The organism is Dactylosporangium sp. NPDC049742, assembly GCF_040674675.1.
GTDB lineage: Bacteria > Actinomycetota > Actinomycetes > Mycobacteriales > Micromonosporaceae > Dactylosporangium > Dactylosporangium maewongense.
On the sequence record NZ_JBFANF010000010.1, the window covers coordinates 1 to 21,131 of the forward strand.

Below are 21,131 nucleotides of genomic sequence, written 5' to 3' on the forward strand. Positions count from 1 at the left end.
TCCACAGCACGACCGCGTCGATGGCCTCGGGCGACGGCAGCACGACGTAGCGGGTGATGACGGCGTGCAGCCGGTCGAGGATCGCGGCGCCGTCGATCGGTTCGGTGGTCACGCTGCCACTCCTTCGTCTCGGAAACCGCCGGCGATGGCGGCGCGGGTCTCGCGGTCGGTCTGTCCTGCACCGATTCCGGCGTCGTACAAGGCGTTCAGCGCGTCGCGGGCGCTGATGGCGTTAGCCGCGACCATCCGGGCGACACCCCGGGCGGAGCCGTAGAGGGTGGCGCGGCGGCGGCCCTTGGGTGCGCGGCGGATGGTGTCAAGCAGGGAGCGCAGCAGCGCATCGGGTGATGAGATGCCCCCGCCCGGCGCCGAGCTCGGCGCCCTGGTCGTGCTCGCCGACGTCGCGGCGACCGGCGGCGGTTGGCAGGCGGTGATGAGGGGCGGGGGCATCTCAACCACCGGGCGGTCGCCGATCCAGCGGTACGGGCGGCCGGTGCGCGGGTGGATCGACGGCGGCGCCACGACGTACCCGCCGTCGCCCCGCACGTCGATGCCCTCGCCGAGGCGTCCCTGACTGTTCAGGACGGCCGGCATTTCCCATAGGGAGCCGGTCCTTTGCTTGTCATTCGACGCCCTGGGAGAATCCCGGGAGACGATCTTGGCCGCTTTCCTGGAGCGAGCCGTCCAGCGCGCGGACCGGTGAACGTGGGTGCATCCGCCGGCGGGCGTCGAGGGCTTCTTCCCACCGGGCGGTCAGACCTTTCCAGCAGGGCGGGAGATCGTCTCCGCCGTGACCTGCGAGTAGCGGCCTTGGATCGACCCGTCCATGTGCCCGAGCTGAGCATCCATCAGCACCGCCGGCATGCCCATCGTCTTGTACGAGTGCCGCGGCCCAAGTGGCGTCAGGTCCGGCGCGATCGGCAACCAGCACGCCGTGGCCCGGTCCATCCCGCCCCGGCCACGCACCGGCACGCCGGGCCACGGATCGGACAGGATCGGCACCGGCCGCGCGGGACGGGGCGCCTTCGCCGGGAACCGGCCGGTCGCCGCGGGCTGGAAGACCCAAGTGGCAAACCCGCTACGCCGATGGTGCGCCGCCGTCATCGCAGGTTCCACCGCCCGGGCGTAGCCCAACTCCGCGATCGCGGCGGCGATCCGCTCCTGCGTCCCGGCGGCGAACCAGCACTTCCGTAACGATGCTCATCAGCTCTCGTTCCTGCGCCGGCCGGGACGGCGGCAGCCGCCGTGCCGAAACCGTCCACATCGACGCCACCGGTTCCGACGGCGTCGTCGGCGATGACGGTGGTCGCCAGGTCGAGGCTGATCGTCCCGAAACCGCCACACGCGAACATCAGCCCTTCGACGGTGGCGGACCGTTCCCGGACGGCCCGATCCGCCGCTCGATCTCGGTGAAGATGCAGGCGTCGTCCCAGTAGTTGCCGAAGAACTTCTCGCCGGTCAGCACCTCGCACAGGATGTACATGCCGACGCCCGCGTGACCGCCGCCGAACTCGCAGATCGCCGACAGCCACAGCAGCACGGCGCGGGTGTCGCTGAACCCATACGGCCACGGGTCACCCTCCACCCGGAAGAACTTCGGCGGGTCCGGGTCGACGAACTGCACGATCTGCTGCCTGCCCTGACTCAGCGCGATGCCGATCTGGCGGCTCGCCGGGTCCGCAAGGTCGGTCTGTAGCCGCTCCTGCGCGCACTGCTGCAACCACGCGATGACCCGGCACAGCCTGCCCGAGCGCCACTGCGGCGGCCACCTCGTCCCGCTCCGCCGTTTTCCCGGTTCGGGAAGGTCGGCTCGCTGAGCCGCCGGCTCGTCTGCGGCACCCCGCAGGTGGCGGGTCAGGTGTGTGTCCCGGTGACCGCCGACGTCATCCGCAGCAGCTCGATCATCGCGAGGGTGATCTGGTCGCGGACCCGGCCGACCGACAGGTCCCACTGGCGCGTGAAGCCGGGCCGGCGGTCGAGCGACTCCCACACCGGCAGGACCTCGCCGTCCAGGCGGGCCGCCGGCATCCACAGCGGCACCAGGTACTCCACCGCCGGCTGGAGGCGCCGGACGCGCTGGGTGCTGGCCGTCGAGCGGGTCAGCGCCGACTCGGCGATCGACAGCAGCGTGGTGAGCAGCCAGTCGTGCAGGGCGAGGTCCTCGCACAGCTCGACCACCGACGGGGAGCAGTCGCCGCTGCCGGCGAGGGTCAGCGTGCGCAGCGTCTCGGACTGCACGGTGAACTCCACCTTGAGCCCCTCGTGCCCCGGGGTCGGCTCGAAGACCCACCGCAGGTGGGTGCGGCGGGCCCGGAAGGGCGAGCGGTGGTCCAGCTGCGCCGAGCCCTGGACGGCGTCCATCGTGTGCCCGGCGATGCCCGCCATGTCGAGCCGGTCGGCGCTGCGCTCGTGCCGCAGGTGGCCGTCGCGGACGTCGGCGGCCTTCACCTTGCCGATCGTCTCCAGCCGCGCCGGCCGGGCCAGATAGTGCGGCCACTGCATCCGCCGGTTCTCCGCGCTGGGGGTCACCGACGTGTGCGCCGACCCCTGCAGCACGTGCCCGCCGGTGACGGCGGCGTGCGAGACGACGGTGCCGACCGCGCGGACCCTCGCCCCGCTGCTGGACGGCAGCGCGCAGTCCACGCCGATCAGGCGGTCCGGCGAGACGGCATAGGCGATCGGCCGCTCCGACTGGATGACCCGCGAGCCGGGGGCGGTGTCCAGCAGCCGGACGGTGCTGTCGCGGGCGAGCGGCGTGGAGTTCTGGAGGAGTCCGGTATGCACCTCACCAAAGGTGAGCATCATTCCTCCGATGGTTCACGCCTGCGGGGGTTCGCGACGCCCCGCTGTGCAGCTACTCTAGCGGTTGGCCGCGGCCCGCAGAGCCATGAGTCCCGCGCATCCGGACAGGACATCGTGCGGATATCTCGTTTTTCCAAGCTCTGATCATGGTCGTCTATCTCTTGGGCCTTATTCTCAACGGGTGACCAGTTCAGGGGCGGACGTCGTGGTGGTCGGGGCGGGCGTCACGGGACTGACCACCGCCGTTCTGCTGGCGGAGCGCGGAATGTCCGTCGTCATCGTGAGCCGGGACCATCCTTCACGGACGACGTCATGCGCGGCCGGTGCGCTGTGGGGCCCGCATCTGGTGGAGCACGAATGCGTGGAGCGGTGGGGGAAAAGCACATTGAGGACGCTCACCTCGCTCGCCGCCGACCCGACCACGGGCGTGGAGCTGATGGACGGCGTGGAGGCGTGCAGGACGCCGCAGGACCCGAGCCCCTACCTCGCCTGGCTGCCCGGCGTCCGGGCGTGCGGGCCGGACGAGCTGCGCCCCGGGTTCACCATGGGCTGGCGGTACCGCATCCCCGTCGTCGACATGCCGGTCTACCTGACCTACCTCTACGACCGGCTGCACAAGGCGGGCGGGGTGTTCTGGCTGCGTGACGTGCCGGCCCTGGAGGACCTCGGCGACGAGGCCCGCATCGTGGTGAACTGCACCGGGCACGCCGCCGGCCGGCTCACCCGGGACGACGAGCTCAGCGGCGCGCGCGGGGAGGTGGTGATCGTGGACAATCCCGGACTGGACGAGTTCTTCATCGAGGTCGACAGCGAGGACCCCGATCTGACCTATTTCGTGCCGCAGGGCGACCATGTCGTGCTGGGCGGCACCGCATATCCCGGACGGGCCGACACCGAGCCGGATCCGCGGGCGGCGCGGGAGATTCTGCGCCGGTGCGCGAAGGTGGAGCCGCGGCTCGCCGGCGCCGTGATCCGCGAGGTGCGGGTCGGCGTCCGGCCTTTCCGCAGGCAGGTACGATTGGAGCATGTCAATCTTGGGCGCTGCCACGTCGTGCACAATTACGGGCACGGTGGCGGAGGCGTGAGTCTTTCGTGGGGTTGCGCCCTGGAAACGGTGGAGTTGGTGACGGCGCTGGAGTCGTCAACACGGTGACCGACGTCTATGTTTCTTCCAGCTTCGTCGACCTGAAGGCGCACCGCCAGGCGGTGCTCACGGTCCTGCGCGGCCTGCACGTCGTGCCGCACGCGATGGAGGACTACGTCGCCGCCGACGAGACCTCCCTCGACTACTGCCTCCGCGACGTCGAGAAGTGCCAGGTCTTCGTCGGCATCTACGCCTGGCGGTACGGCGCGGAGGTGCCCTCGCACAACGCGTCGATCACCGAGCTGGAGTACCGCCACGCCGTCACGCTCGGCATCCCGCGACTGATCTTCCTGCTGGAGCCCACGCACCCCTGGCCGCCGAACGTCATGGACGAGGGCCGCCCCCGCGAGCGGATCATGGCGCTGCGCGCCGAGCTGGCCGGGCCCGACGGCCGGCTGTGCAGCATGTTCACCACCCCCGACGACCTCGCCGCGAAGGTCGGCACCGCGGTCACCAACGAGCTGGCCCGGCTGCGGGCCGGCACCGCCGGGGGCGACCCGCCGGACCACGTCGCGCAGTACCGGGCCAGGGTCCGCGACCAGCGGCGCCGGCTCGACCTGAGCGCGCTCGCGCTGCCCGACCACCCCGACGACATCGAGGTCACCGTCGCCGACGTGTTCGTGGAGCAGCTCGTGCGGGAGGAGCCGCCGCCACCGGTGGAGCTGCCGCGCGACTGGCTGCGCCGGATGCAGACCGAGGGGCAGATCAAGCCCGGCGAGCTGCCCGAGCACATCGACGCCAGCGAGGCCGACCACCTCCGCGAGCTCTACCTCGCCAAGCCGTGGCAGCGGCTGTTCGACGTCCTGTCCGACACCGAGCACCGCAAGGTCGTGCTCCTCGGCGACCCCGGGTCCGGCAAGTCGACCGTGACCAACTACCTGATGCTCGTGCTCAGCCGCGCCCGGCGCGACGAGCGGCTGTCCGCGCTCACCGACGTGCTGCCGTTCGTCGTCGAGCTGCGCTCGTACAGCGCGATGCTGGTCAGCGGCGAGTGCGAGAGCTTCGTGGAGTACCTCGCGCACCAGGCCGCCCGCGACGGGCTCGGGCTGCCCGAGGCGGTGCTGCGGCAGTACCTCGCCGACAACGGCCGGGCCCTGTTCATCTTCGACGGGCTCGACGAGATCTTCGACCGCAACCAGCGCACCGCCGTGACCACCCGGATCGCCGCCTTCGTCGAGGAGTTCCCGTCGGTGCGGGTCCTCGTCACGTCGCGCGTCATCGGCTACGTCCGCAAGGCGCTGACCGACGCGGGCTTCGCCCACTTCACCCTGCAGGACCTCGGCGACGAGCAGATCCAGGAGTTCCTCGCCCGCTGGTACCGCCACACGATGTCCGACGACGAGAGCGCCGGCGTACGGCGCCTGCGGCTGCTGGAGACGCTGCGGCTCACCTCGGCGATCCGGGAGCTGGCCGGCAACCCGCTGCTGCTGACCATCCTGGCGATCATCAGCCGGCACAAGGCGCTGCCCCGCGAGCGGTGGAACCTCTACAACCACGCCGCCGGCGTCCTCGTCGACCGGTGGGACGTCAACCGGCAGCTCGGCCAGGGCGACACCGCGGCGGCGCCGGGCACCGCGCCCGGCAACCGGGTGGACGTCAACGCCGACGAGAAGAAGGCGATGCTGCGCCGGCTGGCGTGGGAGATGCAGTTCGACAGCACCACCGCCGTCAACTACATCCACGGCGACGCGCTGCGGGCCGTCTTCGTGCGGCACCTCGTCGAGCGGTTCGGCCTCGACCGGGCCGACGCCAGCGCCGCCGCCGACCGCATCATCGACCGCCTCCACATGCGCAACTTCATCCTCAGCCGCTACGGCCCCGACCTGTACGGCTTCGCGCACCGCACGTTCCTCGACTTCTTCTGCGCGGCGGAGATCCGCCACCGGTTCAAGACCGGGCTGCTCACGTTCGACGACGTCGCGGACCTGTTCCGCCGGCACTGGCCGGACACGTCCTGGCACGAGGTGCTGCGGCTGGTCGCGAGCGTGCTGCCCGAGGCCGGCGTCGAGCAGATCGTCGACATGCTCGTCACCGACGCCGACCCGCAGTGGCCGCCGCAGGAGTTCCCCAACCCGCCGTGGAACATCGCGCTGGCCGTGCAGTGCCTCGCCGAGCTGCGCAGCCGCGCCGCGGTCGAGCAGGCGGCCGCGGTGCTGCTCGACCGGGTCGTCCTGCTGCTGGAGCACTGCGTGTCGATCAACGACCGCGACACCGCCCTGCTGATCGAGGACGCGATCCTGCCGGCCGTGCGCACCATCGGACCCGACTGGCCCGGCCGGCGGAGCTTCTTCGCCTGGTACCGCCGCCGCGGCTCCCACCTGCTGTGCAGCCCCGTCACCGAGTACGCGGCCCGGATCGCGGCGATCCTCGCCGAGCCCGAGGACGACGTCGAGCGGCTCTTCACCGAGGAGCTCGACCCGGTCCGCGACAGCCGCGCGTCGCACGCGGCCGTCGCCGGCCTCGCCGAGCTCGCCCGCCGCTGCCGGCTGCCGGAGCGGGTCAACGCGTCCTACCCCGAGGCCGGACGGGTCCGCGGGATGCTGATCGAGCGGGCCGGCTCCGGACCGTACGGGCAGGTGCGCGTCGCCGCGGTCCAGGCGCTCGGGGAGCACTTCGGCGACGACCCCGCCGCGGTCGCCGCGCTCAACCGGCTGGCCCGCGACGACCGCTCCGGCGGGATCCGCACGACCGCGATCCGCGCGCTGCGCCCCGCCTGCGCCACCGACCCGGCGACCCTGCGGACCGTCATGGCGTGCACCGGCGACGACCACGTCCCGGCCCGGCAGGCGGCCGTGGAGCTGGTCGGCTGGCGCTGCGGCACCAGCGACGACCTGGTCGCGGCGCTGCGGCGGCGACTGCGGGTCGACAGCGACCCGCAGGTCGTCAAGCTGGCCGCGCAGGCGCTCGTCGAGCACCACCACGCGGGCGACCTGGTGCGCGACGACGTCGTGCAGCGGCTGGCGGCCGGCGCCGGGCCCGCGGTCCGGCGGGCCGCGATCGAGGTCCTCGCCGAGTGCGCGGACACGCGCGACATCCTGCTCGGCTACGTCCGCACCGACCCCGACGCCGGGGTCTTCCGCGCCGCCGCCGAGGCGCTCGCCGACGACCTGCTCGCCACGGACCGCGGCGCCGGCGATCCGGAGGCGGCCGCGCAGGTGCGCGACGCGGCCCTGGCGCGGCTGCCCGCCCGCGGCAACCCCGATCCCGCGGTGCGCCTCGCCGCCGCGGAGATCCTCGGCGCCCGGTTCATCGGCGAGGAGGTCGTCGCCGGGGCGCTCCGCGACGAGATGAGCGACGCGGTCCCCGCCGTCCGGATCGCCGCCGCGCACGCCCTCGCCGGGATCGCCTCGACCGACGGCAAGGTCGCCATCGCCATGCAGCGCAAGCTCAACGACCCGGAGGCGGAGGTCCGCCGGATCGCGGTCGGCGTCCTGCTGCACCGCATCGCGCTCGACGCGGACCTGCGCACGAAGCTGACCGAGCGGGCCCGTTTCGACACGGACGCCGGTGTACGGCTGGCGATCGTCACCGCCCTCGGGCGGCGCTGGTCGCTCGGGCCGCAGGCGCGCAGGCTGATCGTCGAGCGGGTCGCCGACGACCACAGCGAGCTGGTCCGCCGGGCGGCGGCGGAGATCCTCGCCGCGCACCTGGACGACCCGGACGCCCGCGACGCGCTCGGCGACCGGATCCGCGCCGACCTCGACGGCGACGTGGTGCGGATCGCGGCCGGGGCGATGGGGGCGTATCAGGGCGCCGGCCCGCGGGTCGCCCGGATCCTCGTGAAGCGCACCGGCGACCGCAACGCCAACGCGAAGCTGCGCCGCACGGCGGTGGAGCTGCTCGGCGACCGGTTCGGCGACCGCGACGACACACGGGACGCGCTGCTGGAGCGGATCTCCACCGACTCCGACGCCGACGTGATCGAGACCGCCGCCGAGATCCTGCTGCGCCGCGCCGGCGGCGGTCCCGCGCTCGAGGCGCAGGTCCGGGACCGGCTACTGGTCCGGCTCGACGACGCCGCCCCGGTCAACGGCGGCGCCGCGCGGGTCCTCGGGCGCCTCCTCGGCGCCGAGCCGGACCTGCCCGCGCGGCTCATCGCGCTGTCCGCGGCCCACCCCGCCGACACCGAGCTGTGCCGCGTCGTCGGCACCGTCCTGGCCGAGCTGCCCGAGGTGAGCCCGCAGATCCACGACTGGTTCGTCGAGCACCTGGACGACCCCGACTGGACCGTCAAGGAGAAGTCGGTCCGTGCGCTCGGTCACCGTTTCGGCGCGCAGCCGGAGACCCGGGCGCTGCTGGACCGGCACGCCCGGCATCACCCCGACGGCGCGTTTCGCGAGGTCATCGGGCAGGTCCTGACCGGGCTGCCGGAGATCTCACCCCACGACCTGCCGCCCATTCCGCTCCGCCGTACGGATGAGCGGCAGTAGCGTTGGCGATGATTGCTTGAGCGCGTGTGACACGCTATACCTGCTAGGTGTCCCCGCGGCTCGCCGTTCGCCATCCGGAGGTCTTCGAACAATGAACGGCGCTGCTGTCCTCGAGTGTGCCCGCAACGGCCAGGCTGACTGGCGGTCCTTCGACGCGGAGGAGTACCGCAACCAGCACTACAAGTTCGTCCGCGACGACGACCGCGAGATCATGGGCATCACCCGTGACTTCTTCGCGCGTGCCGGAGTCAGCGGCGGCCGGGCGCTGGACCTCGGCACCGGCACCAACCTGTATCCGGCGCTCTCGATGATGCCGTTCAGCCGGTCGCTCACCCTGCGGGAGTACTCCCCGGCCAACCTCGCGTGGCTCGCCGAGCACCAGCGCGCCGGCCTCGACCGCGGCTGGGACGCCTTCTGGGACGTGTTCCTGGAGTCCCCGGCGTACCGGCGGACCGACCCGCGCGCGAAGTTCGCCGCCGCGAAGATCCAGCCCGGCAGCGTCTTCACCCTGCCGCGCCGCCGCTTCGACCTCGGCACCATGTTCTTCGTCGCCTGCTCGATCTCCTCCGACCGGGCCGAGTTCGAGCTCGCGATCCAGCGCTTCGTCGGCGCGCTGCGCCCCGACGCACCGTTCGTCGCGGCGTTCATGAAGCGCTCCTCCGGCTACGAGGTCGCCGGCCGCCGCTTCCCCGCCGTGTCCGTCGACGAGTCCGACGTCCACGGCTCCCTCTCCCCGCTGACCGCCTCCCTGCGCGTCATCCCCGTCGAGTCGGACATGTCCCACGCCGACGGGATGATCGTCGCGACCGGCCGCACCAGGTCCAGCAGGCGTCGCGACTGACCCACGGTCATCGCCCGGCGCGGCCGCCGGCGGTGACGGGTGTGCCTGCCGGATCGGCGGCCGGGCGGGTGGGGCCGGTGCGGAGGGCGACCAGGAGCGCGGCGGCCAGGTAGGTGCCGGTGGCGATGAGCATCGCGGTGGGGAAGGCGCCGACGGCGCCCAGGACCGCGACGCCGAGGGCGCTGCCGACCTGCCGCATCGTGTTGAGCAGGCCGCTGGCCACGCCCGCGTGACCGTCGGGGGCGGCCTGCAGGGTCAGTGACGTGGCGGCGGTCATGGCGGTGTCGATGCCGAAGCCGACGACGAAGAGCGCGGCGAGCACCGCCGGCAGCGGGCCGGCGGCGCACGCGCCCAGCGCGGCGAACCCGGCGGCGCCGGTGAGGAGGCCGACCAGCATCGTCGCGCGGTGGCCGTAGCGGTGGCCGGCCCAGCCGCCGAACGGGGAGCCGACCACGGCGCCGGCGGCCTGCACGGCCAGGGCGACGCCCGTGAGCAGGGGCGACAGGTGGCGGTGCTCCTGCAGGTACAGCGTCACCAGGAAGAACTGGCCGTAGAAGGCGAAGTTCAGGGCGAACCCCGTGACCACGGTGGCGCGCAGGGCACGGTGGCGCAGCAGGTCGGGCCGCAGCATCGGATCGGGGCGCCGGCGGCCCCCGTCGCCGGCGAGTGCCTTGCTCGCGCGGTACTGGAGCAGCACGAACAGGCCGAGGACCAGCGCGCCGGCGACGATCAGCGGCGGGTGGGCGGCGATGCAGCCGGCGACCAGCAGCGCGAGGCCGCAGGTCGACGTGGCCAGGCCGCGGACGTCGACCCGCGCACCGGCGTGGCGCGGCGGGTCGACCAGGCCCCGGCCGATGCAGAGCACGAGCACGGCGAAGGGCACGTTGAGCAGGAACAGCGCGGGCCAGCCGGCGACGGCGAGCAGCGCGCCGCCGAGCAGGGGACCGGCCGCGGCCGCGACGCCGGCGAGGCCGCCCCACAGGCCGATGACGCGGGCCTGCCGGGCCGGCTCGGGGTACGTGGACCGGATGAGCGCGAGGGAGCTGGGCATGAGCACGGCCGCGCCGACACCCTGGACCACCCGGCCGGCGATCAGCCAGGCGCCGCCGGTGGTGCAGGCGCACATGACGGAGCCGAGCGCGAAGATCGTCATGCCGCCGTGGTAGGAGCGGCGCGCCCCGAACCGGTCGGCGAACGACCCGCCGGCGAGGACGAGCGCGGCGAAGACGACCGTGTAGGCGTCGACGACCCACTGCAGGGTCGCGGTGCCGCCGCCGATGGAGGGCAGCGCGACGGTCACGATCGTGCTGTCGAGCATGACCAGGAAGAACCCGAGGCAGACCGCGAGCGCCCGCATCAGGCGGTCAGCGCGTCGGCGCAGGCGGAGACGAGGCAGCTGAGACTGTCCACGACCGGCGCCACGCGGGACAGGCCGTCGCGCAGGACGGTCAGGTCGGTGCAGCCGAGCAGCACCCCGTCGGCGCCGGCGACGTTGCCGGCGGCGAGCGCCGCGTGCACGGCCGCGGCGTCGAACGCCCCGCCGACGCACCGCGTGACGAGCGACACGACGTGCGACTGGTCGGCCGGGCGCAGGATCTCGATGCCGCGCAGCCGGGCCGCCGCGTAGGCCTCGTGGTCGACGCTGGTGCCGGTGGCGAGCAGCACGAGCCGGCGCAGCCCGCGGGCGGCGGCCGCGTCGATGGTCTCGCTGACCATGTCGACGAGCTTCAGGTGCCGCCCGGCGAGCAGCGGGCGCAGCTGGCGGTGGAACGTGTTGCAGGGCATCGCGACGAGGTCGCAGCCGGCCCGCTCGAGCGTGTCGAGGGCGGTGGTGAGCAGCGCGTCGATCTCCGCGGTCTCCGCTGCGGTGAGCGTGCCGTCAAGAACCGCCCCGACCAGCCGCGCCGGCAGCGGCTGGCTGTGGATGAGCAGGTCCGGCCAGGCCCCGGTGCGGGCCTGCACCTCGGCGACCAGCAACCGGTAGAACTCGATCGTGGCGACCGGACCGACGCCACCGATGACACCCAGCACCCACCCCACCCCCGTGGCGGCAACCATACCCGTCGGTCAATGTCCGGTGGGGGCACGGCTGCCGCCGCGGTGGCTCAGCGCAGGGTGATCTCGGGGTACAGCGGGAACCCGGCGAGCAGCTCGGACGCCTGGCCGGACACCTTGGCCGCGACCGACTCGTCGAGGGTGTACTTCGCCTTCGAGTCCGCCGCCGGCCGGGTGCTGCTCAGCACGGTGGCGATCAGCTCGGCGATCGTGTCCATCTCGGCGACGCCGAGGCCGCGCGTGGTGAGCGCCGGGGTGCCGATCCGCACGCCGGAGGTGTACCAGGCGCCGTTGGGGTCCTGCGGGATCGCGTTGCGGTTGGTGACGATGCCGGCGTCCAGCAGCGCCGCCTCCGCCTGGCGGCCGGTGAGGCCGGTCGGCGCGCCACTCCCCTCAGCATCATCGCGCTGTGCGACGTCGATGAGCACCAGGTGGTTCTCGGTGCCGCCGGTGACGAGGCGGACGCCGCGGCGCTGCAGGCCCTCGGCGAGCGCGGCCGCGTTGTCGACGACGCGCTGCGCGTAGTCGCGGAACGACTGGGTGCGGGCCTCGGCGAGCGCGACGGCCTTGGCGGCCATGACGTGCGGCAGCGGGCCGCCGAGCACCATCGGGCAGCCGCGGTCGACCTGGTCGGCGAGCTCCGCCTGGCACAGGACCATGCCGCCGCGCGGGCCGCGCAGCGTCTTGTGGGTCGTGGTGGTGACGATCTGGGCGTGCGGCACCGGGTCGAAGTCGCCGGTGAACACCTTGCCGGCGACGAGCCCGGCGAAGTGCGCCATGTCGACCATGAGGGTGGCGCCGACCTCGTCCGCGATCTCGCGGAGCTTCGCGAAGTTCACCTTCCGGGGGTACGCCGAATAGCCACCGACGATGATCATCGGGCGGAACTCGCGGGCGGTCTCCCGCAGCGCGTCGTAGTCCAGCAGGCCCGTCTCCGGGTTGGTGCCGTAGCTGCGCTGGTGGAACATCTTGCCGGAGATGTTGGGCCGGAAGCCGTGGGTCAGGTGCCCGCCGGCGTCCAGGGACATGCCGAGCATCCGCTGGTCGCCGAAGTCGTGCCGCAGCTGCGCCCAGTCACTCTCGGTGAGGTCGTTGACCTGGCGGACGGACTTCTCGCGCAGGAACGGCGCCTCGACCTTCTGCGCCAGAACCGCCCAGAAGGCGACGAGGTTCGCATCGATCCCAGAATGTGGTTGGACGTAGGCGTGTGACGCGCCGAACAGTTCCCGGGCGTGCTCCGCGGCGATCGACTCGACGGTGTCGACCTGCTGGCAGCCGGCGTAGAAGCGGCGGCCGACAGTGCCTTCGGCGTACTTGTCGCTGAGCCAGTTGCCCATCGCGAGGAGCGTCGCGGGTGAGGCGTAGTTCTCACTGGCGATGAGCTTGAGCGACTCGCGCTGGGCGGTCAGCTCGCCGGCGATGGCGTCCGCGATCCGCGGCTCGACGGCCCGCACCACGTCAAGGGCGGCGTTGACCGCGATCGATTCCGAACTTTGCGCGCTCATGACGGGACTCCTGATCAGGTCGGGATCGTCAGCCGCATCGCGACGGTTGATGCGGCCATGTCCAAGCTCAATCCAAGCTCGACTGCGTGACGGCGAACCACGGTAACAGGCTAGAATCTGGGATCGGGGCGAGAGGCGCTGCAACGGATCATCGACGATCCGCCACGCTCGACCTGGAATCACTGTCTGCAAGGGCGCCTTCCGTCTGACCCACGGAAGGTGGATCCCATGGCGATCGCAGATCTGCGCAAGCTCCTCGACGAGCGGGTGGTCGTGCTCGACGGCGCATGGGGCACCATGCTGCAAGCCGCCGGCCTCACTCCCGCCGACTACCGTGCGGACCTGATCGCCCCGGACCATCCGAAGGACGTCACGGGCGACCCCGACCTGCTGATCCTGACCCGCCCCGACGTGATCCTCGACGTCCACCGGCAGTACCTGGCCGCCGGCGCCGACATCACCACCACCAACACCTTCACCGCCACCAGCATCGCCCAGGCCGACTACGGCCTGGAGTCGCTGGTCCGCGAGATGAACGTGCAGGGCGCCCGGCTGGCGCGCCAGGCGGCGGACGAGTTCTCCACGCCGGACCGACCGCGGTTCGTCGCCGGGTCGGTCGGCCCGCTGAACGTCACGCTGTCGCTGTCGCCGAAGGTCGAGGACCCGTCCTACCGGGCAGTGACGTTCGACACGGTCCGCGCCACGTACGCGGAGCAGATCAGCGCGCTCGCCGAGGGCGGCGTGGACCTGCTGCTCATCGAGACCATCTTCGACACGCTCAACGTGAAGGCGGCCGTCGCCGCGGCCCGCGATGTCGCGCCGCACCTGCCGCTGTGGATCTCGGTCACGATCGTCGACCTGAGCGGCCGGACGCTGTCCGGGCAGACCGTCGAGGCGTTCTGGCGCTCCGTCGAGCACGCCCACCCGCTCATCATCGGCGTCAACTGCTCGCTCGGCGCTACCGAGATGCGCCCGCACGTCGCCGACCTGGCCCGCCTTGCCGGCACGTACGTCGCGGCGCACCCCAACGCGGGCCTGCCCAACGCGTTCGGCGGGTATGACCAGACCCCCGCCGAGACCGGGAGCCTGCTCGCCGGCTTCGTGTCCGACAAGCTGGTCAACGTCGTCGGCGGCTGCTGCGGTACGTCACCCGCCCACATCGGCAGGATCGCCGAGGCGGTCCGGGGATTGGCCCCGCGGGAGGTTCCCAAGCCCGCCCCGGCGACCCGGTTCAGCGGCCTGGAGCCGTTCGAGATCGGTCCCGACACCGGCTTCGTCATGATCGGCGAGCGGACCAACGTCACCGGCTCGAAGCGCTTCCGCCGGCTCATCGAGTCCGACGACCACCAGGGCGCGGTCGACGTCGCCCTGGAGCAGGTCCGCGGCGGCGCCAACCTGCTCGACGTCAACATGGACGCCGACCTGCTCGACAGCGAGCAGGCGATGACCACGTTCCTGAACCTCATCGCCACCGAGCCCGAGGTCGCCCGCATCCCGATCATGATCGACAGCTCGCGCTGGAGCGTGCTCGAGGCCGGCCTGAAGTGCGTGCAGGGCAAGGGCGTCGTCAACTCGATCAGCCTCAAGGAGGGCGAGGAGCCGTTCCTGGAGCAGGCGCGGATCATCCGCTCCTACGGCGCCGGCGTGGTCGTCATGGCGTTCGACGAGCTCGGCCAGGCCGACACCACCGAGCGCAAGGTCGAGATCTGCGGCCGGGCCTACGACCTGCTGGTGAACAAGGCCGGCTTCGCGCCCGAGGACATCATCTTCGACCCGAACGTGCTCGCCGTCGCCACCGGCATCGCCGAGCACAACGGCTACGCGAAGGCCTTCATCGACGCCCTGCCGCTGATCAAGCAGCGCTGCCCCGGCGTCCGTACCAGCGGCGGCATCTCGAACCTGTCGTTCTCCTTCCGCGGCAACGACGTCGTGCGCGAGGCGATGCACTCCGCGTTCCTGCTGCACGCCGTCCGGGCCGGCCTCGACATGGGCATCGTCAACGCCGGCCAGCTCGCCGTCTACGCCGACATCCCCGCCGACCTGCTCGAGCTCGTCGAGGACGTCCTGTTCGACCGGCGCGAGGACGCCACCGACCGGCTCGTCACGTTCGCCGGCACGGTCAGCGGCCCCGGCACCTCCCGGGTCGTCGACCTGTCGTGGCGCGAGGCCCCGGTCAACGAGCGGCTGTCGCACGCGCTCGTGCACGGCATCGTCGACTTCATCGAGGAGGACACCGAGGAGGCGCGCCTCGCCGCCAACCGTCCCCTGGAGGTCATCGAGGGCCCGCTGATGGACGGCATGAAGGTCGTCGGCGACCTCTTCGGCAGCGGCAAGATGTTCCTGCCGCAGGTGGTGAAGAGCGCCCGCGTGATGAAGCGCTCCGTCGCCTACCTCGAGCCGTTCATGGAGGCCGAGAAGGAGGCCGCCCGCGCCGCGGCGCTCGCTGCGGGCGTCACCGAGGGCGCGGCTTCTCGTCCTCAGGCCCGCAGCGGCCAGGGCAAGGTCGTCATGGCGACCGTCAAGGGCGACGTCCACGACATCGGCAAGAACATCGTCGGCGTCGTCCTCGGCTGCAACAACTACGAGGTCATCGACCTCGGCGTCATGGTCCCGGCGGCGAAGATCCTGGACACCGCGGTCGCCGAGGGCGCCGACGCGATCGGCCTGTCCGGCCTCATCACCCCGTCGCTGGACGAGATGGTCGCCGTCGCCGCCGAGATGCAGCGCCGCGGCCTGAAGCTGCCCCTGCTCATCGGTGGCGCCACCACGTCGCGCCAGCACACGGCGGTGCGGGTGGCTCCGGCGTACGACGGCAACACCGTCCACGTGCAGGACGCCTCTCGGGTGGTCGGGGTCGTCGCCGGCCTGCTGGACGCGGACCGGGTCGAGCAGCTCACCGCCGACAACCGCGAGGAGCAGGAGCGCCTGCGCCGCCAGCACGCCGAGCGCCGCCACACCGCGCTGCTCACCCTCGCACAGGCCCGGGCCAACGCCTCGGACGTGTCGTTCGACGCCATCCCCACCCCGGACTTCACGGGTGTACGGGTCGTCGAGCCGCCCCTGCAGGTCCTCCGCGAGATGATCGACTGGCAGTTCTTCTTCCTCGCGTGGGAGCTGAAGGGCAAGTACCCCGCGATCCTGGACCAGCCCGTCGCCGCCGAGCTCTTCGCCGAGGGCAACACCCTCCTCGACGAGATCATCGCCAACGGCTCCCTCTCCGCCCGCGGCGCCTACGGCTTCTGGCCCGCCGCTTCCGTGGGGGACGACATCGTCCTGGACAACGGCGTGAAGTTCCCGATGCTGCGCCAGCAGACGGAGAAGCCCGACGGCCGCGAGAACCGCTGCCTCGCCGACTACATCGCCCCCGCCACTGCGTCTGAAGCGTTCCCCGACCACCTGGGCGGCTTCGCCGTCGCCATCCACGGCGCCGAGGAGCTGGCCGCCCGGTACGAGGCCGACAACGACGACTACCGCGCCATCCTGGTGAAGGCCCTGGCCGACCGCCTCGCCGAGGCCTTCGCCGAGTGGATCCACCTGGAGGCCCGCCGCGCCTGGTTCGAGCCCGACGCCCAGCCCGCCCTGGAGGACCTGCACGCCGAGCGCTTCCGCGGCATCCGCCCCGCCCTCGGCTACCCGGCCAGCCCCGACCACTCCCTCAAGCAGGCCCTGTTCGACCTCCTCGAGGCCGGCAAGCTGGGCCTGGCCCTCACCGAGTCCTTCGCCATGACCCCGGCCGCCGCGGTCAGCGGCCTGATCTTCGCCCACCCCGACTCCCGCTACTTCACCGTGGGCCGGGTCAACCGCGACCAGATCGAGGACTACGCCACCCGCCGCAACCTCCCCGTCGAAGAAGTCGAGCGCTGGCTCCGCCCCAACCTCGCCTACGACCCCTCCTGACCCACCCGGCGCAGGGCCGCCCTCCCCGGCGGCCCTGCCACCATCTGAGCCGCCCTGCCGGCTGGACCGTTCCGTTCAGTCGGGGAGCGCGACGTACTGGTCATGCGCCACGGACAGGCCCAGCCCGGCCAGCCGCTGCACAGTCCCCGCCGTGTAGGTGATCGCGGCCGTGGACACGACGACAGCATCGTCCGCGCCGAACCCTCCACGCATCCAGACGACCACCATGACGCCGGCCCTCATGCCCAGGTACGCCCGCTGCGTACACCCGAAATTGCCGCCGACCGTGAACGTCTCCACCGCCATCGCCCAGACGCTGAGGCAGCCCCCGCCCCCGCACCACGCAATAAGGGGCCAAGGAAGCGGACCCTGAAACGCCTGCGCCACAACCATGCTGGGCCATCACGAGATCTGCGATCATGACGCGATGGGGGTCTGGCTCCACGACGACAAGCTGTACGAGGTCAGCTCCGGGTACAGCCTGCCCGACGACGCCTGGCAGTACGAGCTGACCGGTCTGACCGGAGCCCCCGGCACAGGCCCATACCTCGCGATCACCATCCCCGACGCGACCCCGGATGACGGTCCCTTCACGCCGATGCCGGCCCATCACGTCCGCGTCCGCGCCGGCGGCGGCCAGGTACCGTGGCCCATCCTGACCAAGTTCATCGACCTGGTGGAGTCCAGCGGTGACCTGGTGGCGGAGGACCGAAACCTCGCCACCGAGCTCCCCCTGACACTCAACGCCTGGCAGCACGACGACCGGCGGTATGAGGTCAACCAGTTCCACTTCGGCGACAACGACTCGTGGTGCTACGAGCTGTACGAGGTCAAGCCGGACGCCGCGGGCAACGACTACATCGACGTCCAGATCCCGGATACCCAGCCGGAGAACGGACCGTTCGTACCAGGCCCTGCCGACCACGTCACGCTGACCATGCACGGGAACTGGTCGATCCCATGGCCGGTCTTCCGCCGCTTCGTCGACGCAGTCCAAGCATCCGGCGACATCGTGGACGCATGAGCAGACCGATCGCGGCGGCGATCCGTTCCTGTGTCCCGGCGGCGACCCGGCCGGGGTGGTGCAGGAAGTCCGCCACCGTCCCGATCGAGACACCCGCCAGCCGCACGAACTGGGTCCCCAGGCCGACGACCTCGCCCCACCATGCGCTTGCTGTGCGGGCAGACGGTGAGTTCACGCCGGGCGTGGCACGGCTCGGCAGTCATACGCCGCCCGCTTGCCGCAGGTGTGCCGCTTGACGGCCCGGGTGTGCACGGACCGAAGCTGGGAGCGGTGAAGGTGTCCACGCTCGCCAGGAGCCGCCCGGTCTCTGCCTCGATGGTGGTCATCGTCCCGGCGAGCCGGACCGGTCGAGCACACCCGGACGCGGCGCGGACGTGCGATACCCACGCCGGGTGGTCCGGGCGGACGGCGAGGACGACCGCCCGAGGTTGTGACCAGCACTCCAGGGCCGCGCCCTTCGTGGTCGGCGTCAGGTAGACGGGTTCACCGGCCGCCAGGGGTTCGCGGCCGCTCATGGTGCGGGCCTCGTGCGATGGGCTAGGTTCGGCGGACACTGCGCGGCGTGGGGGACCCGATGAGCATCGAGCTGGGCGTCTGGTTCGAGGCCGCGCCGATCACCGACGAGCGGGCGGCCGACCGGTACGAGGACCTCCGCGCCGAAGCCGTCGAGGACATCCCGCCGATGCATCCGCGGGCGTGGGCGTTCTACAAGGAGCTGACCGGCGGTCTCCCTGTGGGTGGCACCGCCGACGAGGGCGGTGTTCGGCACGAACCGTGGGCGACGGACATCGCCACGACGCCCGTGGCGGTCTTCATGACGATCGTCTCGGGTGACGCCGGCGAGACGGTCCGGTTCGTGCATGAGATGGCCGGGCGTCACGAGCTGGTCTGTCACGTCCCGCGGACCGGTGCCACGAGCGTCCCGGACTTCGTCCGCACCGGCACGCGCCTGTTGCTGGTGTCGTGCGACGGTGCCCGGTCAGTCAACCCCACCCCGAGGCACATCGCGGCGACCCTGCGGCGGCTGTCCGCCGCCAACCACTTCGCGATGCTGTGGTGGGGTGACGGCCGGTACCTGCAGGTCGAGCTCCGCCGGCAGCCCCCGGGTGCGAACGGTTGGTACGGGCTGGAACACACCGACCCGGACACGGACCGCGGCGGTGTCACGACGGTCTGGGAAGTCGACGACGCGATCGAGGCATTCCAGTGGTACGCCCGAGGCGACACGTCCTGGGCAGACCGACTCGTCTGGCAGTAGCGGGGCCGGGACAGTCACAGCCGAGAACCCCGGGATCAGGCTGCCGGCGCGGGCGATCAGGCCCGTGGTGCGCGAGGAAGGGTCGGGCACCACGGCGGCGTTCACGGGGTGGATGAGCGAGCGGCAGCCGGAGCGGTGGGACGCCTACTGTCAGGCGCACGGGCGGCCGGCGCCCTGCGGGGGCACGTTGACGTTCCCGGTCGGCGGGCAGGTGGCCCGGGCCGGGTCGAACCTGCTGGCCGCGACGGTGGCGCAGCCGGGCGGCGACGGCATGATCGGCTACGTGGAGTACGCGTACGCGCTGGCGAGAAGGCTGCCCGTCGCGAAGGTGCGCAACCAGGCCGGGTACTACATCGCGCCGACCGCGGGTGCCGTCGGGGTGGCGCTGTCCGGGGCCGGGCAGGACCGGCGGGCGTACCCGGTGTCGTCCTACGCGTCGCTGATCGTGCCGACGACGACCGGGGCCGGCTTCACCGAGGCGAGCGGCCTCACGTTGAGCGAGTTCGGCCGGCACGCGCTGTGCCGCGGGCAGCGCGACCTCGACCTCCTCGGCTTCGCGCCGCTGCCGGTGAACCTGGTGCGGCCGGGGCTCGAGCAGCTGCAGCGGATCCCCGGCGCGGTCACCCGCGCCGACCCGCTCGCGGGCTGCGAGAACCCGACGTTCGCCGCCGACGGCACCGACACGTTGCCGGCGACGGCCCCGCAGCCGCCGGAGTGCGACAACCAGGCGAGCGGCACGCAGTGCGTGACCGCGAGCCCGGCCGGATGCGACCATCGCCGGCGCGCAGCTGGGGTGGGACCCTGCCGCGTACGACGCAGGCGGCTCCGGTCACGCCGCGGCGGGCGCACGGGTGGTGCCCGGCTCCGGTGGGCTGGCCGGCGGGGCCACCCTCTGCGCGTCGGCGGCGGGCCGCAGCGCGGGCACGTTCCACTGCTTCGCCGCCCTGACCCTCGCCGTCCCCGACAGCACGCTGCCGGGGACCTACGCCGCGACGCTGACCCTGACGCTCACCTGAACTACGCCGCCGTGAGGACCTCCTCGACCAGGTCGCGGGGGATGCCGTGGGTGTCGTGCAGGTAGTGGAAGTCGTCGTCGGTGAGGGGGCCGCGGAGCAGGAGCCGCTGGACGAGGGGGCGACCGCGACGCAGGAGCGCCTGGAAGCGCCGCTCCTCGTACACCAGGACGTCATGAACATAGAGAGGATCGACCCGCAGCGAGAACTGGGACACGGTCTCGCCGAGGGGCTCGACGGGCAGGTCGCCGAGGGTCCGGGACGGGTCGTCGCGCCAGAGCTCGGTGAGGGTGCGGCGGATGAGGCGGCGCAGGACGTAGCCGCGGCCGGTGTTGGAGGGGTGGACGCCGTCGCCGATCACGACCGCGGACGAGCGCAGGTGGTCGCAGACGAGCCGGGACGGGGTCCACAGGGACGACACCGTGCGGGTCCACGGCTCGAAGACGTCGGTGTCGAAGACCGACGATCGGCCCTGCAGGACCATGGACATGCGCTCCAGGCCCATGCCGGTGTCGACGCCGGGCTGCTCGAGCGGGCTCAGGCTGCCGTCGGGGTGGCGGCGGTGGCGCATCATGACGTGGTTCCACACCTCGACCCAGTTGTCGTCGGTGGATGGTGTACCGGTGGGCGGGCCGTCGCCGGTCCACACGAAGATCTCGGAGTCGGGGCCGCAGGGGCCGGTCGGACCGTTGGACCACCAGTTCTCGTCGCCGAGTTGTTCCGCCGGTACGCCCAGCTGCCGCCACGTCTCCAGCGACCGCGGGTCTTCGGAGTACACCGTGACGTGCAGCCGCTCGACCGGCAGCTGGAACCCGTCGCGGAGCAACTCGAAACCCCAGCGCAGGCTCTGGTCGCCGCCGTAGTCGCCCAGCGACCAGGAACCCAGCATCTGGAACACCGTGAGATGCGTGTCGTCGCCGACCTCCTCGAGGTCCGTGGTGCGCAGGCATCGCTGCACCCCGGTGAGGCGGCGGCCGAGCGGATGCCGTTTCCCTTCGATGTACGGCGTGAGCGGGTGCATGCCCGCGCTCGTGAACAGGACCGGGTCGTCCTTCGGCGGGATGAGCGTCGCGTCGCCGAGGAGCTCGTGGCCGCGCTCGCGGTAGAAGTCGAGGAACGTGCTGACGATCTGGCGGGTGTCCATGGGTGGGGCCCTTCGGGG

17 protein-coding genes and 1 riboswitch are annotated in these 21,131 nt (G+C 72.2%); of the genes, 7 read left to right on the forward strand and 10 right to left on the reverse strand.

Features of this window, described 5'->3' with window-relative positions; genetic code table 11:
• Positions 1-108 precede the first annotated feature (108 nt).
• The 4 genes from AB0J72_RS15205 to AB0J72_RS15220 form a co-directional block, all read right to left on the reverse strand.
• Positions 109-594, reverse strand: coding sequence for a bifunctional DNA primase/polymerase (locus AB0J72_RS15205; RefSeq protein ID WP_363398977.1), 486 nt, complete (start codon positions 592-594; stop codon positions 109-111).
• A gap of 159 nt (positions 595-753) precedes the next feature.
• Positions 754-1,134: a hypothetical protein gene (locus AB0J72_RS15210; RefSeq protein ID WP_363398978.1), complete on the reverse strand. Its 381-nt coding sequence runs from the start codon at positions 1,132-1,134 to the stop codon at positions 754-756.
• A gap of 217 nt (positions 1,135-1,351) precedes the next feature.
• A complete protein-coding gene (locus tag AB0J72_RS15215) occupies positions 1,352-1,720 on the reverse strand; it encodes a hypothetical protein (protein ID WP_363398980.1) in 369 nt (122 codons plus the stop codon).
• A 134-nt stretch (positions 1,721-1,854) separates the two neighbouring features.
• Positions 1,855-2,784, reverse strand: coding sequence for an SCO2521 family protein (locus tag AB0J72_RS15220; RefSeq protein WP_363398982.1), 930 nt, complete (start codon positions 2,782-2,784; stop codon positions 1,855-1,857).
• 199 nt (positions 2,785-2,983) lie between these two features.
• On the opposite strand from AB0J72_RS15220, the gene AB0J72_RS15225 reads away from it, so the two are divergent.
• The 3 genes from AB0J72_RS15225 (at position 2,984) to AB0J72_RS15235 (ending at position 9,217) form a co-directional block, all read left to right on the forward strand.
• A complete protein-coding gene (locus AB0J72_RS15225; protein WP_363398984.1) occupies positions 2,984-3,955 on the forward strand; it encodes an FAD-dependent oxidoreductase in 972 nt (323 codons plus the stop codon).
• On the forward strand, positions 3,952-8,376 hold the full coding sequence (locus AB0J72_RS15230; RefSeq protein ID WP_363398986.1) for a HEAT repeat domain-containing protein: 4,425 nt from the start codon (positions 3,952-3,954) through the stop codon (positions 8,374-8,376). Before AB0J72_RS15225 ends, AB0J72_RS15230 begins: the two co-directional genes overlap by 4 nt.
• 91 nt (positions 8,377-8,467) lie before the next feature.
• Positions 8,468-9,217: an SCO2525 family SAM-dependent methyltransferase gene (locus AB0J72_RS15235; RefSeq protein WP_363398988.1), complete on the forward strand. Its 750-nt coding sequence runs from the start codon at positions 8,468-8,470 to the stop codon at positions 9,215-9,217.
• 7 nt (positions 9,218-9,224) lie between these two features.
• Here the strand turns inward: AB0J72_RS15235 and AB0J72_RS15240 are convergent, their stop codons facing one another.
• The 3 genes from AB0J72_RS15240 to AB0J72_RS15250 all read right to left on the reverse strand — a co-directional run bounded on the left by AB0J72_RS15240 (position 9,225) and on the right by AB0J72_RS15250 (position 12,777).
• A complete protein-coding gene (locus tag AB0J72_RS15240; protein WP_363398990.1) occupies positions 9,225-10,574 on the reverse strand; it encodes an MFS transporter in 1,350 nt (449 codons plus the stop codon).
• Positions 10,574-11,248 (reverse strand): aspartate/glutamate racemase family protein, encoded by a 675-nt coding sequence (locus tag AB0J72_RS15245; RefSeq protein WP_363398992.1) that lies wholly within the window; start codon positions 11,246-11,248, stop codon positions 10,574-10,576. The genes AB0J72_RS15240 and AB0J72_RS15245 overlap by 1 nt, the downstream gene beginning before the upstream one ends.
• A 74-nt stretch (positions 11,249-11,322) precedes the next feature.
• Positions 11,323-12,777 carry a glycine hydroxymethyltransferase gene (locus AB0J72_RS15250; protein ID WP_363398994.1) on the reverse strand — a complete coding sequence of 485 codons (1,455 nt, stop codon included), beginning with the start codon at positions 12,775-12,777 and terminating at the stop codon, positions 11,323-11,325.
• A 124-nt stretch (positions 12,778-12,901) separates the two neighbouring features.
• A riboswitch (S-adenosyl-L-homocysteine riboswitch) is annotated at positions 12,902-12,984 on the forward strand.
• Between the two features lie 21 nt (positions 12,985-13,005).
• Between AB0J72_RS15250 and metH the strand changes: the two genes are divergently transcribed.
• Entirely contained in the window at positions 13,006-16,674 is a 3,669-nt protein-coding gene (metH, locus tag AB0J72_RS15255) for a methionine synthase (protein WP_363398996.1), read from the forward strand.
• A 75-nt stretch (positions 16,675-16,749) separates the two neighbouring features.
• Here the strand turns inward: metH and AB0J72_RS15260 are convergent, their stop codons facing one another.
• Positions 16,750-16,980, reverse strand: a complete 231-nt coding sequence (locus AB0J72_RS15260) for a hypothetical protein (protein WP_363398998.1) — start codon at positions 16,978-16,980, stop codon at positions 16,750-16,752.
• A 121-nt stretch (positions 16,981-17,101) separates the two neighbouring features.
• Here AB0J72_RS15260 and AB0J72_RS15265 point away from each other — a divergent pair, with 121 nt between their 5' ends.
• Positions 17,102-17,698, forward strand: coding sequence for a hypothetical protein (locus AB0J72_RS15265; protein ID WP_363399000.1), 597 nt, complete (start codon positions 17,102-17,104; stop codon positions 17,696-17,698).
• Here the strand turns inward: AB0J72_RS15265 and AB0J72_RS15270 are convergent.
• Positions 17,601-17,873 (reverse strand): LacI family DNA-binding transcriptional regulator, encoded by a 273-nt coding sequence (locus AB0J72_RS15270; protein ID WP_363399002.1) that lies wholly within the window; start codon positions 17,871-17,873, stop codon positions 17,601-17,603. The genes AB0J72_RS15265 and AB0J72_RS15270 overlap by 98 nt on opposite strands.
• 399 nt (positions 17,874-18,272) lie before the next feature.
• Here AB0J72_RS15270 and AB0J72_RS15275 point away from each other — a divergent pair, with 399 nt between their 5' ends.
• Positions 18,273-18,956, forward strand: a complete 684-nt coding sequence (locus tag AB0J72_RS15275; protein WP_363399004.1) for a hypothetical protein — start codon at positions 18,273-18,275, stop codon at positions 18,954-18,956.
• Positions 18,859-20,037, forward strand: coding sequence for a substrate-binding domain-containing protein (locus tag AB0J72_RS15280; protein ID WP_363399006.1), 1,179 nt, complete (start codon positions 18,859-18,861; stop codon positions 20,035-20,037). The genes AB0J72_RS15275 and AB0J72_RS15280 overlap by 98 nt, the downstream gene beginning before the upstream one ends.
• Here the strand turns inward: AB0J72_RS15280 and AB0J72_RS15285 are convergent.
• Complete coding sequence (locus AB0J72_RS15285) at positions 19,974-21,113, reverse strand: alanine--tRNA ligase-related protein (protein ID WP_363399008.1); 1,140 nt, start codon at positions 21,111-21,113, stop codon at positions 19,974-19,976. The two genes, AB0J72_RS15280 and AB0J72_RS15285, sit on opposite strands and share 64 nt — an antisense overlap.
• Between the last annotated feature and the right edge of the window lie 18 nt (positions 21,114-21,131).